Below are 13,548 nucleotides of genomic sequence, written 5' to 3' on the forward strand. Positions count from 1 at the left end.
GGCCGGTCGAGAGACCGAAGTCAGCACCGCATCCGTCCTCCGTCTGGTCGTGGCGTCCGTTCCCGATGCCCGCGAGGCGGCGTCTGTCACCCGCAACGGGCGGATGACAAGCGCTCTGCGGGTCGTTAGCATCCGAAGTCCGCCGACTTCCGGCGCCTTCAGCCGAAAGAGCACCAGTGCCTCGCCGTCGCCGCCTCCCTCTGCTCGTACTCACCGCCACCGTGGCTCTGCTCGCCGGCACGGTCGCGCCGCTCGCGGCCGCAGCTCCCGACTCGACGGTCACCGACACCGTCACCTTGACGCCCCCTCGTCCTGTCGACGGGCGGACGGTCCCGCTCGGAGACACCATCGGCGCTGTCGATGGAAACTACCAGTTCATCCCGCGGGGGAAGGACCCCGCGGCGGGTACCGGCTCAGGGACCATCACCATCTCGGGATCGGTCACCGTCGCCGACGGGGCGGGCGGTACCGGGAACCTTCCGTTCGGTGCTCAACCGTTCGTGTCGCTCTACAACTGGAACGGCTTCCAGATCCAGAGTTCATCGTCGGCTGACTTCTCGTTCTCAGCGCCGGCGGGCGCTACCTACTTCCTCCGCGCCGGCGCCGGATGGAATCAGCCCTACGCCCGCACCTGGTTCGGCGGCACGGCGATCCCCGCCCGGTCGCCCGGGATCACGGCCAGCACGGCCGATGCCGACATCGCCCTCCTCCCTGCAGGGTCGGTGACCGGGACCGTCGGCGCACCCGCTGCCGCGACCGGCACTCGCCCCTACTACGCCGAAGCCTGGCTCCTCGAGGAGGGCACGGATTCCGCGTGGCCGATGGGCTCGGGATACCTGAACATCGAGGGAGGCGGCACCTCGCCCTTCGAGATCACCGGCCTCCCGGCGGGGCGCTACCTCCTCCGGGCGCTGGAGAGCACCTCCTCGACCACCGCGCCGACGAGTGCTGACGTCTTCTGGCGTGCCTCCGACACCGCTGCCACCGGGACGCCAGTAGAGGTCGGGGCGGGGGCGACGAGGGGGATCGACCTCGCGCTGCCCGCCTACACCTCGACCACCGACCGGATCGCGGGGACCGATCGCTACGCGACCTCCGTCGCGGCGACCCGCAGCCTCTTCGCCCCCGGTGTCCCTGTGCTCTATGTCGCCAGCGGCGCGAAGTGGCCCGATGCGCTCAGCGCCGGTCCGGCCGCTTCGGTGCAGGGCGGAGCGCTCCTGCTCACCGACCCCGACGGACTGCCCTCGGTGGTCCGCGACGAGATCGTCCGGCTCAGTCCGAAGCGGGTCGTGGTCGTCGGCAGCTCCGCCACGGTGAGCGGCGCCGCGTACGACGAGATCGCAGCGCTCGTCCCGTCCATCACGCGCATCGGAGGGACCGACCGGTACGACACGTCGCGGCTCGTCATCGCGGACGCCTTCACCGGGACGGACTACCCGGAGGTGTTCCTCGCCACCGGCAACGACTTCCCGGACGCGCTCGCCATCGGCCCCGCCGCCGGGCGGCGCGGCGCTCCCGTCCTCCTCGTCGACGGCAAGCGTGACTCCGTCGACCAGGGCACTGCCGCCACTCTCGCGCGGCTCGATGCCGGCCAGGTCGTACTCCTCGGTCTCGAGCCGTCCATCTCGGACGGCATCGGCGTCGACCTCGTCGAGCGCGGCCTCGCAGACGATCTCCGCCGCATCGGCGGCGAGAACCGCTACGACACCAGCGGTCAGATCAACGCGTTCTACGACGGCGGGGTGCTGGCGACGAGCGCGTTCCTCGCCTCGGGTGAGGGCTTCGCCGACGCCCTCTCCGCCGGAACCGTGGCCGCAGCGATGGGAGCCCCGATCGTCCTCAGCCGACCCTCGTGCGTCCCCCAGCAGGCTGTGACCGCTCTCGCTGTCAAGCACCGCTCCTCCGTCCACCTCCTGGGCAGCTCACTCACCCTCTCGGACGCGGTCGCTCGTCTGACGCCCTGCTAGAACCGTGCGTCGCAGGCGATGGCCCGCGACGCACGTCACCCACCGCAACGTTCGGCAACCGCTCGTCACAGTCGTGCGCGGACGCGGGAGGCGTCGCAGGATGGGGGCACGGCAGCCGGTCCCGGTCGTCGCGAACAGGAGAGGAGACGCCATGACATCGATGCGGGCCTGCGCGCCGTCGTCACCCAGGTGCCCCGGCCGCTCGCGGTCCGACCACCCTCAGCGCGGCGTGCCCGAGTGGCCAGGGAGCGGTCTGCAACACCGCTGACGCGGGTTCGAATCCCGCCGTCGCGTCCGGGACGGTGCCGAGCGGAATCGCTCCGCTCGGCACCAGAGCCCCTACGGCGTCGCCGTGCAGAGCGCCGTCGCGAAGGCGCCGGTGCTCGTCTGCTCGGCGATGACGGTGCCGTCGAGGGTGATGCGGCAGGTGATGTCGCCCTCGTCGTCGGCGCCGTTCGTCGCGGTGAGGGTGAAGGCCTGGAAGGCGGGGGTGCCGTCGTCCTGCACCTGCAGCTCCTCGGTGAAGGGGAGGGCGACGTCGGTGGCCTGCTCGACTCCGGAGCCGACGCCGTCGAGGGTCGAGTAGACGACGGTGGCGGTGGTGCCCATGCCGGTGACCTCGTAGACGAGGGGCACGGTGGGGCCGTCGGTCGCGTCGGCCTGCGCGGTCTGGATCGCGTTCGAGACGCCGGTCGCGAATCCGGCGGTGTAGACGATGGCCAGGATGATCGACAGGATCAGCGCGACCGCGTTCAGGATCACTCCGGCGATCGCGGTGCCGCGAGTGCGGTTCTTGAGGAAGAGCGCGACGATGCCCAGCACCAGTCCGATGAAGGCGACGAAGCCCGAGACGTAGTTGACGATCGGGATCACGGCGCCGACGAGGGCGAGGACGCCGATGATGAGCGAGGCGAGGCCGAGGCCGTTGCCCGTCTTGGCGGGAGTCGGGCCGGGGCCCTGGCCGGGAGTGGGCTCGGGGAACACGGCGGGGTTGTACAGGGTCATGCGGCGAGTATCGCAGCCGGGCGGATCCGCTGAGCCTTGATGGGCCGCCCGGCTATTGACCGCGCCATCTCTATATAGGTAGCCTCGCCGCATGACTCCGCTCGCCCGCATCACCGCCGCCACCGCGGACGTGCTGCGCGTCCTCCTCGACTCCGACGCCCCGACCTGGGGGATGCTCGTCATCAAGGCCACGGGCCGCCCGGCCGGCAGCGTCTACCCGATCCTCGAGCGGCTCGAGGGCGCGGGCTGGGTGACCTCGGTGTGGGAGTCGGACTCCGAGCGCAGCGGCCCGCGCCGCCGGCTCTACGAGCTCACGGGCGAGGGTGCGGAGGCGGCACCCGCGGCCATCGCGCGCGCCGCAGCCCCGGCTCGGGCCGTCGGCACCGCGGGGGTGACCGCGTGATCGATCTGCTGCTGCGCCTCCTGGCCCGCCTCCTCCCTCCGCTCGCGCGCGAGCGCTACCTCGAGGAGTGGCGCGCCGACGTCGCCGGGGCGCCCGAGCACCGTCGCGACATCGTGATCGGGGCGCTCGTCCTCAGCGCCACCCTCGACCGGGCGCTGCCCGCGCACTCGGGCGAGCCGCGGTTCCTCCGGCCGCGCCGACTCGCCCGGCGCGGTCTGGGGCTGCTGGCGGCGGCGGCCTTCGTGCTGATCGGCGTCTACCTCACCGGCGGGGGCATCGTGCCCGAGGGCGCGTCGGCGGGAGTGCTCACGGCGCTGCAGGCGAGCGGCCGGGTCATCACGGCGCTGGCGCTCGTGGCCGGGGTCGTCGGAGTCGCACACCTGGTCGGAGCAGCCCGCTCCGCCGAGACCCGCACCGCTCGCGTGTCGCTGCTCGCGGCGATCGCGGGACCCGCAGCGGTCGTTGTCGGGGTGCTGGTCCCCGGAGCGCCGTGGTGGCTGCCGCTCCTGGGCTTCGTCGTGGTGCTCGCGGGGCTGGCCACCGGCCTCGCCGTCATCGGGGGCACGCGTCCGGTCGCGGTCGCGCACCGGGAGGCGACCCGGCGGCAGCGCGTGCCGATCGCCCTCGGCGGCGCGGCGCTGGTGCTCGCGGTGGTCGTGGTCGGCGGGATCGACCTGCTGGTCTGGAACCCTCTGACGAAGGTTCCCGGCACCGACCTCGCGACGATCTACGCGCTGATGGCCGAGCGCGACGGCTTCTCGCTCACGGGCACTCTTGTCGCGCTGGCGATCTGGGCCGTGTTCTGGAGCCTCCCGGCGCTGCTCGTGGCGGGGCTCGCCCTCCACCCCTCCGGCCGGATCCTCACTCCGCGACGCCTCGCGATCGTGATGCTCGGTCTGGTGGGGGCCGCGATCTTCTTCCGCTTCTTCACCGGCTTCGGCATCGGGATGTCGATCGCCGACACCTTCTACACCAACGGCGGGGACGCCTCGATCGTCTCGGCGGCGCTTCCGCTGCTCGGTCAGGTCGCGTGGGCGGGCGCGGCGATCGCGCTGGGCTGGGCGCCGCGGGTGCCGATGCGACCGGTCGCGAGCGCGGCGGTCGCCTGAGGGGCGCACGACATCAGCCAGGACCGCCGCTCACGCACGATGGTGCGCGAGAGCCCCTCTCAGCTGACGTTGCGCGCGCGACCTCCTGCGCGTGGTCCCTTCCTTGCTGATCGAGCCCGCAGCCGCGGAACGCGGCGTATCGAGATCCACCAGCGTCAGAAGTCCAATTCAGAAGCCCGATCTGCTGAAGCTGGTGGGTCTCCTAGGAAAAGTAACCTCCTGCGTGTGGTCCCTGCCTTGCTGATCGAGTAGCCCGCGCAGCGGGCGTATCGAGATCCACCAGCGCCAGGAGTCCAGATCAGAAGCCCGATCTGCTGACGCTGGCGGGTCTCGATACGCCCCTGCGGGGCTACTCGACCAGCATGGAGGGCGACGGGCGCCCCTTTTCCCTCACCACAGAGACGCAGCGCGGCTTCGCCGCTCGATACGCCCCTGCGGGGCTACTCGACCAGCACGGGTGGCGACGGGCGCCCACTTTTCCCTCCCCACCGAGACGCAACGCGGCTTCACTGCTCGATACGCCGCCTTCGGCGGCTACTCGACCAGCGGGCTTGCCGGGCTCTTCCCAGTGGATCCACCATCGTCAGAAGGCTGGACAGAAGCCTGATCTGCAGAAGTCGGTGGGTTTCAGCACGCTCCTCCAGGGCTGCGGGCTCGACCAGCACGGCGGGTGACCCGCGCCGACCACTCCGTCACCGCTCGACAGCCGCCACCGCCTCCTCCGGCACGTGCGTCAGGATGTCGCCCGGCTGGCAACCGAGGACCTCGCAGATGGCGTCGAGGGTCGAGAAGCGGACGGCCTTGGCGCGGCCGTTCTTGAGGATCGAGATGTTGGCGGTGGTGATGCCGACCGCGGCGGCGAGGTCGGTGACCGACATCTTGCGCTTGGCCAGCTCGACGTCGAGGTTGATGACGATGGCCATCAGACGACCTCGGCGAGCTCGCTGCGCTGCTCGATCGCGAGGTGCAGGAGGCGGCGCATCACGACGACGAGCAGCGCCAGGGCGGCGCTCGCGACGGCCACCAGGGCGAAGGCCAGCGCGGGGAGCGGCGCGGGCATCGCTGCGAACGCGGCGACCGCTCCGATCGTGGCGAGGACGGAGCCGGAGACGAAGGCGCCGATCGCGAGGTCGACCCACAGGTCGGAGCGATGATCGCCGGCGAACAGCGCGTCGTCGCGGGCCAGGGTGAGCAGGCGCCAGATCGACACCAGCACGACCTCGACGCAGAGCACTCCGGCGACGACCACGGCGACCAGCACGCCGTCGACGGGTCCGCCGTCGAGCGCCTCGAGCGCGATCGAGCCCACGCTCAGCTGGATCAGCACCCCGCCGGACAGCAGCAGGAGGAGGAGCGCGCGGAGCGCGACGAGGACGGTTCGGGGCACGGGAAGCTCCTGTATCGAATAACGTGCGGTTCGTATCGAATGTCGATACTGTCACCTCTCGAGACCGGCGGCAAGGTGCCTCCGGGGACGGGCGACACGATGGCGCGGTACCGACGACTCCTCGGCGCGGCCCTGCTCGTCGGGGCGCTCGCCGGCTGCTCGGCCGACCACGGGCGCGCGCTCGACGCGGCGCTGTCGCAGGACGCGTGCGTGCTCGAGAGCACCGTGGACGCGAGCCCGCGACCGCTGCTCTCGCGGTCGGTGCCCGCGGTCGTCGAGGTCGACGTGACGGTGTCGGAGGAGTGCACGCTCGAGCAGCAGACGGCGATCGCGACGACCGTGGCCGAGGCGGCGGGGGAGGCGCTCGACGGCGTCCCCGCCTGGCGCACCTCGAGCGAGTACACCCAGCGCATCGGCGACGACGTGCTCGCGGTCGGAGACGTCCACACCGCGGGGCCGGCGCTCGTCGCCGCGCTCGAGGGCTGGGACGCGCTGCGCCGCGACGTCGATGGGGGCGTGTCGGTGCGGACGTACGCGGGCGACGCCACGATCGACGTCGAGCTCGCGGCGACCAGCGACGACTCGGCGATCACGGCGCTCGCCCGGCTCCTCGCGAGCGACACGGCGATCACCCGCGGCGTCCCGGAGTGGACCATCGGCCGGCCCGCCGGCGGTGGGCGTCCGTCGTCCGAGATCGTCGTGCACGACGACCGGCCCGCCGACGAGCTGGTCCGCCTCGCGCACGAGGTTGAGGCCGCCTTCGTCGGCGCCGCCACGGTCGAGATGGGCCCGTCGGTCCTGAACATCGAGGTGCGGGGCCCGCAGGGTGGCGACGGGGCCCGCTCGCTGGTCGACTCCGCGGTCTGGCCGTCGGTGCTGGCCACCATGAGCGCGATGACCGAACGGGGTGCGGGCTACGCGATCGGGGGAGTGATCGACGCCGAGGCGACGGACGGGTCGGGGCGGGTCGTCGACGACTTCGCGTCGTCGAGCATGATGTGCGCGGCACCCTCGGGAGGCGGTGCGACGACGCGGGCCGCCTTCGCGCACCTCGACACGGTCATCCGCCCGGCGCACCCGGGCGAGTCGTTCCCGCTGAGCGGTCTGAGCGCCCCGACGTGCCGGTGAGCGCCGGAACGTGCTCACAACTAAGGCTGACAGGCGGATTCCCCTGAATACTCAGCACTTCCGCCTGGTCAGCCTTGGTTGTGCGGCCCGCTCACCCGAGATGCCGCAGGTACCGTCGCGGATCCTCCAGGAACCCGCGCCACGTGCGCACCAGATCCAGCTCGTCGTACTCGCACCGCCGCATCCCGGAGTCGCCCAGCTCGTAGAGGTCGGCGCCCGGCAGGGCGGCGAGGATCGGCGAGTGCGTCGACAGGACCACCTGCGAGCCGTCGGCGGCGAGGTCGCGCAGCAGCCCGATCAGCGCGAGGCAGCCCGAGACCGAGAGCGCGGACTCCGGCTCGTCGAGCAGCCAGAGCCCGCGGATGCGCGAGCGATTCGTGACGATGTCGAGGAACGACTCGCCGTGACTCCGCTCGTGGTAGCCGCTGTCGATGCCGACGTCCTCGAGATACGAGAAGAAGCCGTGCATGGTCTCGGCACGGAGGAAGAAGCCGCGCTTCGAGGCGCCGGCTCCGCGCACGAGCTGCAGCTGCTCGGCGAGATCCGACTCCGAGCCGCGCGTCGCGTGCATCGCGCCCGTCGAACCGCCCTCGGCGTTCAGCCCGAAGGCGAGCGCGAGGGCCTCGAGCAGCGTCGACTTGCCCGCGCCGTTCTCGCCGGTCAGCACCGTCACGGTGCCGAGGTCCCAGCCGTCGGCGAGCACCTGGCGCACCGGCGCGAGGGTCGCGGGCCAGACGTCGAGCGGCGCCTCCGATGCCGGATGGCGCTGCACACGGCGCACGGGAAGGCTCGAGAACACTGCACGCCTCCGATGCTCGACCCGGTCAGTCAAGCACCCGAGCGCTCAGACCGCCCAGCCCGCCTCGGCCAGCGCGAGCGCCGCATCGGCGCGGGGCGAGTAGGGGAGGTCGGCGCCGAGCACCACGCGGTAGTCCGTGTCGCCGGGGCCGACCCAGAGGATTGAGTCGTCGGCGCGCGCGTCGCCGAGCGCGGCGCGGACGGCTCGCGCCGGCTCGGCGACCTCGCGCACCTCGCAGCCGCGCCCGAGAGCGCCCTCGAGCAGCGCCCGGCGGATCTGTGCCGGATCCTCGAAGCGCGGGTGGTGGTCGGTGACGATCACGAGGTCGGCGCGGTCGGCGGCGGCGCGGCCCATCGGCGCGCGCTTGCTGGGGTCGCGGTCGCCGTCGGCTCCGAGGATGACGAGCACGCGGCCGGGGGTCACCTCGCGGAGGGCGTCGACGGTGCGGGCGACCGAGTCGGGGGTGTGCGAGAAGTCGACGTAGAGGCGCGGGCCCTCGGCGCCCGAGACGAGCAGCGTGCGGCCGGGCACCGAGACGGCGAGTCCGGAGGCGAGGGCCGCGGCGATCGCGGACCGCGAGTAGCCCGCCTCCACCAGCATCACGATCGCCAGGGCGGCGTTCGAGGCCATGTGCCGCCCGAGCAGCGGGACGGCGGTGGTCATCGACCAGCCGTCGGGGGCGACGAGGCGCAGGCGCGTGCCGGTCGCGGTCGACGAGAGGACGTCGACGGTCCAGTCGGCGTCGCGCGTGCCGACGGTGACCACGGGCACCTCCGCCTCGGCCGCGACCGTGCGACCCGCCGCCGTGTCGACGACGACGACTGCGCGGCGGCTCCGATCGCGCCGGAACAGCCGCTGCTTCGCCCGGAGGTAGGTGCTCAGATCGCCGAAGTCGTCGAGGTGGTCGTGGCTGAGATTGGTGAAGCCGGCGACGTCGAAGACGAGGCCCTCGACGCGCGAGCGGACCAGCGCCTGAGCGCTCACCTCGATCGCCGCGGTCTCGACTCCGTCCTCGGTCATGCGCGCGAGGAGCGCGTGCAGCTCGGGCGCCTCCGGAGAGGTGAGCCGGCTCGCGACGACGTGCTCGGCGCTGCGGCGCTCGGCCGTGGAGCTGTAGCCCGAGGGCACGCCGAGCCGGCGGAGGATCGCGTCGAGCAGGTGCACCGTGCTGGTCTTGCCGTTGGTGCCGGTCACGCCGAGGAGCGTCGGCCGCGCGCGATCGGTGCCGTAGACCGCCGCCGCGACGGAGCCCAGGGCCGCTCTCGGGTCGGCGGCGAGCAGCACGGGCAGTCCGGAGGCGCGCGCCGCCGCGCTGCCCGCCTCGTCGGTCAGCACCGCGACGGCACCGGCCGCGGCGGCCTGCACGGCGAAGTCGGCCCCGTGCATCCGGCGGCCGGGGAGCGCGGCGAAGAGCGCCTCCGCCCGCACCTCTCGGTGCGACACGGTGACGCTCCCGGCCACGACGTCGCCGCGGCCGTCGAGCTCCAGCCCGACGGCGCGCGCGACCACGTCGAGCCGGGCCCCCTCGCAGCGTCGCGGCTCGAGGAGCCGGAACACGGGCACGCGGGGACCCGGTCGTCCGCTACTTCCCGGTCGGCCCGTAGAAGGAGCTGATCTCGTCGAGCTCCATCTCGGCCGTCGTCTGGATGAGCTTGAGCAGATCGGGGTCCAGACCCGGCGCGTACTCCTCGAAGCGCTCGGGGGCGATGACGGAGGGGACGCCCTCGGGCGCCTGCTCCTTCGACTCGAGGTCGGTGCCGTCGTTCGACGGCGAGGCCCCGCGGAAGATCTTGCCCGCCTCGGACGCGCCCTCGAGGTCGAAGGTGTACTGCTTGCTCTGCAGTCCCAGGTCGAGGAGCTTCTTGACCTCGGGGAACTTCTCGGCGTTGGTCTTCGGGATCGGCAGGGTCTTCTTCCAGTCGATGCCGAGGGTCTCGAGCGCCTTCGCGTAGGCGTTCTCATGCGCCTGGTCGCGGACGATGAGGTACGCGATGGTCGAGCGGGCCGTCTTGTTGGCCGTCATCTCGTAGATGCGCGACTTCTGCAGGCGACCGGTCGACTCGAGCATGAGGTTGTAGAGCAGGTCGAGCACGAGGTTGCCCGAGTTGTAGACGTAGCTGCCGCTCCACGGGTTGCCCACCGAGTCGACCGGCAGTGCGCCCTGCGCGCCGACGAGGTAGTGGTGGATGTTGCCCGTGTCGAGGGCGATGTTGAGCGGAGTCGCGCCGCCGGCACCGGGCTTGTCGAGCGGGTCGGTCGGCTTGCCCTGGTACTGCGGCGAGCCGTCGAGCAGGCGCGAGATGGTGGTGCCGATCAGCTCGACGTGGCTGATCTCCTCGGTGCCGATGCCCTGGATGAGGTCGCGGTAGGGCTTCGCGTCGGCGCCGCGGAAGTTCATCGCCTGGAAGAGGTACTGCATCATCGTGCGCATCTCGCCGAACTGGCCGCCGAGCCCCTCCTGGAGCGCGTTCGCGGCGGCCGGATCCGGCTCGTCCTGCTCGATGTCGCTGATGAGTCGCTGCACGTGGAAGAACACCATTGCCTCCTGGAAGGATCGGGAGCTTCCAGCGTCCGCCGTGCTCCGCCCACTTGCGAAGGGACTTGCCACGGAGGGGTCGGCTGTGCCCCACAGGTGTCGGCTGCCGGCGTGGCAGGCTGGAGCGATGCGGCCCTACGACGTCCGAGCGATCGCCGCCGCCGTGATCGGAGCCGCGGCGGTGTTCTCGATGCAGGTCCCGATCGTGGCGGCCGTGCTCGCCGTCACCGCGATCGTGCTCGGCCTCGGCGCCCGGCGACGGCTGCGCGACGACGACGCCCTCCGCGGCAGCCGCGCGAGCTTCGCGGGCGTGGTGCTCGGGCTCGGGGCGCTCGCGGTCGGCGTCGCCCCGTCGCTGCTCGGCGGCCTGCTGACGCTCCTCGTCTAGCGCAGCGCGAACGCCTCCCGGTAGAGGTCGCCGAGGGCGGCCGAGTCGGGGCCGCTGAGTCCGCAGGTGAGGATGACGCCTCCGGAGGCTGCGACGAGGTAGCCGACTCCCGGCTCGAAGGTGATCGGGGCGCCGTCGACCGCCGACTCCGGCGACTGCGTGACCTGGACGGTGTCGGCCACCTCGCCGGCGAAGCGGTCGGTGACGCTCAGGGTGACGACGCCCTGGTCGATGCCGGTCACCTCCGCGCGGAACGCGATCTCGGCGGGCTCGAGCGCCGCCGCGTCAACGGGGGCGCACATCGCCATCGGGCCGCCGGTCGAGGGCAGCTCGAGGGTCGACGCCGCTCCGCCCCCGACCCCGAAGGCGAGCGGCAGCAGGAGGGAGGCGGCGGCGCCCGCGCTCAGGGCGCCCACGCCGGCGATCATCCAGCGCGAGCGGCGGGTGGGGGTGTGACGGGGCGCGGGCTCGCCGACCGCCGCGGCGATGTGCGCGCTGAGCTCGTCCGGGGTCAGGGGCGCGAGGGCGCGCGCCGGGTCGGCGGCGCGCATCCGCCAGCGGACCTCGTCGTCGTCGATTCCGGTCATCGGGATCCTCCTGCTCTGGTCTGCTCGAACAGCTCGGCGAAGCGCCGCCGGGCGCGGTGCAGGCGGATCGACGCGGCGTTGGCGGTGATGCCGAGCACCTCCGCGATCGCCCGCGAGTCGAGCTCCTCCCACGCCCAGAGGCGGAGCAGCTCGGCATCCGACTCGCGGAGCCGCGCGAGCACCAGGCGCACCGCCTCGTCCGACTCCGACGGCCCCTGCTCGGCGTCGACGCGCACCTGCGGCGGGTCGACCACGGCGATGCGCTGCGCGAGGAGCACCTGGCGGCGCTGGGTGCGCAGCGCGTTCTGCAGCTGCAGGCGCGCGACTCCGATCGCCCACGGCACGGGATCCTCCGGCACGTCGTCGGGGCGGCGCCAGAGCACCGAGAGGGTGGCGGCGAGGACGTCGTCGGCCGTCGCCTCGTCGGTGCGGCGCCAGAGGTAGCGGCGGACCGGATCGGCGACCGCGGCGGCGACCGCGGCGAACCGGTCGGGGCCCGCGAGGGGAGCTGGCATGTTCCTCATGCTCCCTTGTGTCCGGGAGGCGGGCGCTGCTTTCACCCGGCGCGGCGAGCGGCTCGGAGGCGCGTCGCAGCTGCTGTCGGGGCATGTCCGGCTCGTGGAATCGCGTTCGGCTCGTGGAATCCGCGTGTTTCTGCGAGCCGAGCGTGTTTCTGCGAGCCGGAGGTCGGCTCGGGCGTGCGTGGCGGCGACGGAGGCGCAGCTTCGGCTCGCGGAATCCGGTTCGGCTCGCGGTATCCGCGTGTTCCTGCGAGCCGAACGTGCTTCTGCGAGCCGGAGGTCGGACGACGGCGGCACCCGGCCGGCTCGCTACTCTGGACCGCCCCCACCCGCACCTTCCGCCGAGGAGCCCCATGCCCATCTGGACCCTGCACGGCGACGGTCGCACCGTCGCACCCGGCGCCGTCGTCGCTCCCGGCGAGCGGCTCAGCTGGCCCGCCACGATCGCCATCGGCATCCAGCACGTCGTCGCCATGTTCGGCGCGACCTTCCTCGTGCCCGTGCTCACCGGCTTCCCGGTCGCCACGACCCTGCTGTTCTCGGGCGTCGGCACCCTGCTCTTCCTCGTGATCACGCGCAACAGACTGCCCAGCTACCTCGGCTCGAGCTTCGCCTTCATCGCCCCGGTCACCGCGGCGACCGCCGTCGGCGGCACGGGGTCGGCGCTCGCCGGAGTCGTCGCCGTCGGTCTCCTGCTCGCCGCGGTCGGCGTCGTGGTGCAGTTCGCGGGCCTCGGCTGGATCGACCGGCTGATGCCTCCGGTCGTGTCGGGTGCGATCGTCGCGCTGATCGGCTTCAACCTGGCGCCGACGGCGTGGCTCTCGTTCCAGCAGGCGCCCGTCACGGGCACCGTCACCCTCGCCGCGATCGTCTTCGGCAGCGTCTTCTTCCGCGGCTTCCTCGGCCGCATCTCGATCTTCGTCGGCGTCGTGATCGGCTACGTCGTGGCGCTCGTCCGCGACGAGATCGACTACTCCGCCGTCTCCGACGCGGCCTGGGTGGGTCTGCCCCCGTTCACGTTCCCCGACTTCGCGAGCGGATCGACGTGGTCGGGCATCGCGATGTTCCTCCCCGTGGTGCTCGTGCTCATCGCCGAGAACGTCGGGCACGTGCGCGGCGTCGCGACGATGACCGACTCCTCCGTCAACGCGCACACCGGCCGGGCGCTCATCGCCGACGGCCTCGCGACCACCGTCTCGGGCGCCTTCGGCGGCTCGGGCACCACTACCTACGGCGAGAACATCGGCGTGATGGCCGCGACCCGCGTCTACTCGACCGCCGCCTACTTGGTCGCCGGCGTCACGGCCGTGCTGCTCAGCCTCTCGCCCAAGGTCGGCGCCGTCTTCAACTCGATCCCGGCCGGGGTCCTCGGAGGCGCGACCACCGCGCTCTACGGCCTCATCGGGGTCATCGGCATCAAGATCTGGATCGACAACCGCGTCGACTTCTCCCGCCCGGTCAACCAGTACACGGCCGCGGTGTCGCTCGTGATCGCGATCGCGGGCTTCGCGTTCTCGTCCGGCGGCTTCGAGCTCGGCGGGATCGTGCTCGGCGCTGCCGCGGCGCTGGTGGTCTACCACCTGGGCAACGCGGTCGCGCGCTGGCGCGGGACGGGCGCGGACGACGGCGGGCCGCTGCCCGCGATCGGGCAGCTGGGCGGGGACGCGCAGGGGCGCTAGGGAACTCGTCGACCGGACGCGAATCGGGTCCTGGGTGCG

14 protein-coding genes and 1 tRNA gene are annotated in these 13,548 nt (G+C 72.5%); 7 read left to right on the forward strand and 8 right to left on the reverse strand.

The genetic code is table 11. From position 1 onward, the window contains the following. Nucleotides 1-176 precede the first annotated feature (176 nt). Together GRS96_RS06400 and GRS96_RS06405 are read left to right on the forward strand one after the other, a co-directional pair. Nucleotides 177-1,967 carry a cell wall-binding repeat-containing protein gene (locus tag GRS96_RS06400; RefSeq protein WP_159988061.1) on the forward strand — a complete coding sequence of 597 codons (1,791 nt, stop codon included), beginning with the start codon at nucleotides 177-179 and terminating at the stop codon, nucleotides 1,965-1,967. 223 nt (nucleotides 1,968-2,190) lie between these two features. Then, nucleotides 2,191-2,261 (forward strand) — tRNA-Cys (locus GRS96_RS06405). A 45-nt stretch (nucleotides 2,262-2,306) separates the two neighbouring features. On the opposite strand, the gene GRS96_RS06410 is transcribed toward GRS96_RS06405, so the two are convergent. Beyond that, nucleotides 2,307-2,972 carry an MmpS family transport accessory protein gene (locus tag GRS96_RS06410; protein ID WP_159988062.1) on the reverse strand — a complete coding sequence of 222 codons (666 nt, stop codon included), beginning with the start codon at nucleotides 2,970-2,972 and terminating at the stop codon, nucleotides 2,307-2,309. A 91-nt stretch (nucleotides 2,973-3,063) separates the two neighbouring features. On the opposite strand from GRS96_RS06410, the gene GRS96_RS06415 reads away from it, so the two are divergent. Together GRS96_RS06415 and GRS96_RS06420 are read left to right on the forward strand one after the other, a co-directional pair. Beyond that, nucleotides 3,064-3,375, forward strand: a complete 312-nt coding sequence (locus GRS96_RS06415) for a PadR family transcriptional regulator (protein WP_159854649.1) — start codon at nucleotides 3,064-3,066, stop codon at nucleotides 3,373-3,375. After that, nucleotides 3,372-4,484, forward strand: coding sequence for a hypothetical protein (locus GRS96_RS06420; protein WP_159988063.1), 1,113 nt, complete (start codon nucleotides 3,372-3,374; stop codon nucleotides 4,482-4,484). The genes GRS96_RS06415 and GRS96_RS06420 overlap by 4 nt, the downstream gene beginning before the upstream one ends. 692 nt (nucleotides 4,485-5,176) lie before the next feature. On the opposite strand, the gene GRS96_RS06425 is transcribed toward GRS96_RS06420, so the two are convergent. Both GRS96_RS06425 and GRS96_RS06430 read right to left on the reverse strand, forming a co-directional pair. After that, on the reverse strand, nucleotides 5,177-5,407 hold the full coding sequence (locus GRS96_RS06425; RefSeq protein ID WP_159988064.1) for a helix-turn-helix domain-containing protein: 231 nt from the start codon (nucleotides 5,405-5,407) through the stop codon (nucleotides 5,177-5,179). After that, a complete protein-coding gene (locus GRS96_RS06430; protein WP_159988065.1) occupies nucleotides 5,407-5,871 on the reverse strand; it encodes a DUF2975 domain-containing protein in 465 nt (154 codons plus the stop codon). The genes GRS96_RS06425 and GRS96_RS06430 overlap by 1 nt, the downstream gene beginning before the upstream one ends. A gap of 39 nt (nucleotides 5,872-5,910) precedes the next feature. Between GRS96_RS06430 and GRS96_RS06435 the strand changes: the two genes are divergently transcribed. After that, on the forward strand, nucleotides 5,911-6,999 hold the full coding sequence (locus GRS96_RS06435) for a hypothetical protein (protein ID WP_159988066.1): 1,089 nt from the start codon (nucleotides 5,911-5,913) through the stop codon (nucleotides 6,997-6,999). A 91-nt stretch (nucleotides 7,000-7,090) separates the two neighbouring features. Here GRS96_RS06435 and GRS96_RS06440 read toward each other — a convergent pair whose 3' ends face one another. From GRS96_RS06440 to GRS96_RS06450, 3 genes are read right to left on the reverse strand one after another with little or no spacing between them, the layout of a single operon-like run. After that, complete coding sequence (locus GRS96_RS06440) at nucleotides 7,091-7,798, reverse strand: AAA family ATPase (RefSeq protein WP_236553568.1); 708 nt, start codon at nucleotides 7,796-7,798, stop codon at nucleotides 7,091-7,093. A 45-nt stretch (nucleotides 7,799-7,843) separates the two neighbouring features. Beyond that, nucleotides 7,844-9,361, reverse strand: coding sequence for a Mur ligase family protein (locus GRS96_RS06445; RefSeq protein ID WP_236553569.1), 1,518 nt, complete (start codon nucleotides 9,359-9,361; stop codon nucleotides 7,844-7,846). 19 nt (nucleotides 9,362-9,380) lie between these two features. Beyond that, complete coding sequence (locus tag GRS96_RS06450) at nucleotides 9,381-10,334, reverse strand: manganese catalase family protein (RefSeq protein ID WP_159989245.1); 954 nt, start codon at nucleotides 10,332-10,334, stop codon at nucleotides 9,381-9,383. Nucleotides 10,335-10,461: 127 nt separating this feature from the next. On the opposite strand from GRS96_RS06450, the gene GRS96_RS06455 reads away from it, so the two are divergent. Beyond that, entirely contained in the window at nucleotides 10,462-10,722 is a 261-nt protein-coding gene (locus GRS96_RS06455) for a hypothetical protein (RefSeq protein WP_159854637.1), read from the forward strand. On the opposite strand, the gene GRS96_RS06460 is transcribed toward GRS96_RS06455, so the two are convergent. Next, entirely contained in the window at nucleotides 10,719-11,309 is a 591-nt protein-coding gene (locus GRS96_RS06460) for a hypothetical protein (RefSeq protein ID WP_159854635.1), read from the reverse strand. The two genes, GRS96_RS06455 and GRS96_RS06460, sit on opposite strands and share 4 nt — an antisense overlap. Further along, on the reverse strand, nucleotides 11,306-11,824 hold the full coding sequence (locus GRS96_RS06465) for an RNA polymerase sigma factor (protein ID WP_159854633.1): 519 nt from the start codon (nucleotides 11,822-11,824) through the stop codon (nucleotides 11,306-11,308). The genes GRS96_RS06460 and GRS96_RS06465 overlap by 4 nt, the downstream gene beginning before the upstream one ends. Nucleotides 11,825-12,183: 359 nt before the next feature. On the opposite strand from GRS96_RS06465, the gene GRS96_RS06470 reads away from it, so the two are divergent. Further along, nucleotides 12,184-13,509 (forward strand): uracil-xanthine permease family protein, encoded by a 1,326-nt coding sequence (locus GRS96_RS06470; RefSeq protein WP_159988067.1) that lies wholly within the window; start codon nucleotides 12,184-12,186, stop codon nucleotides 13,507-13,509. Nucleotides 13,510-13,548: the final 39 nt, after the last annotated feature.

It is taken from the genome of Rathayibacter sp. VKM Ac-2803, assembly GCF_009807175.1.
GTDB lineage: Bacteria > Actinomycetota > Actinomycetes > Actinomycetales > Microbacteriaceae > Rathayibacter.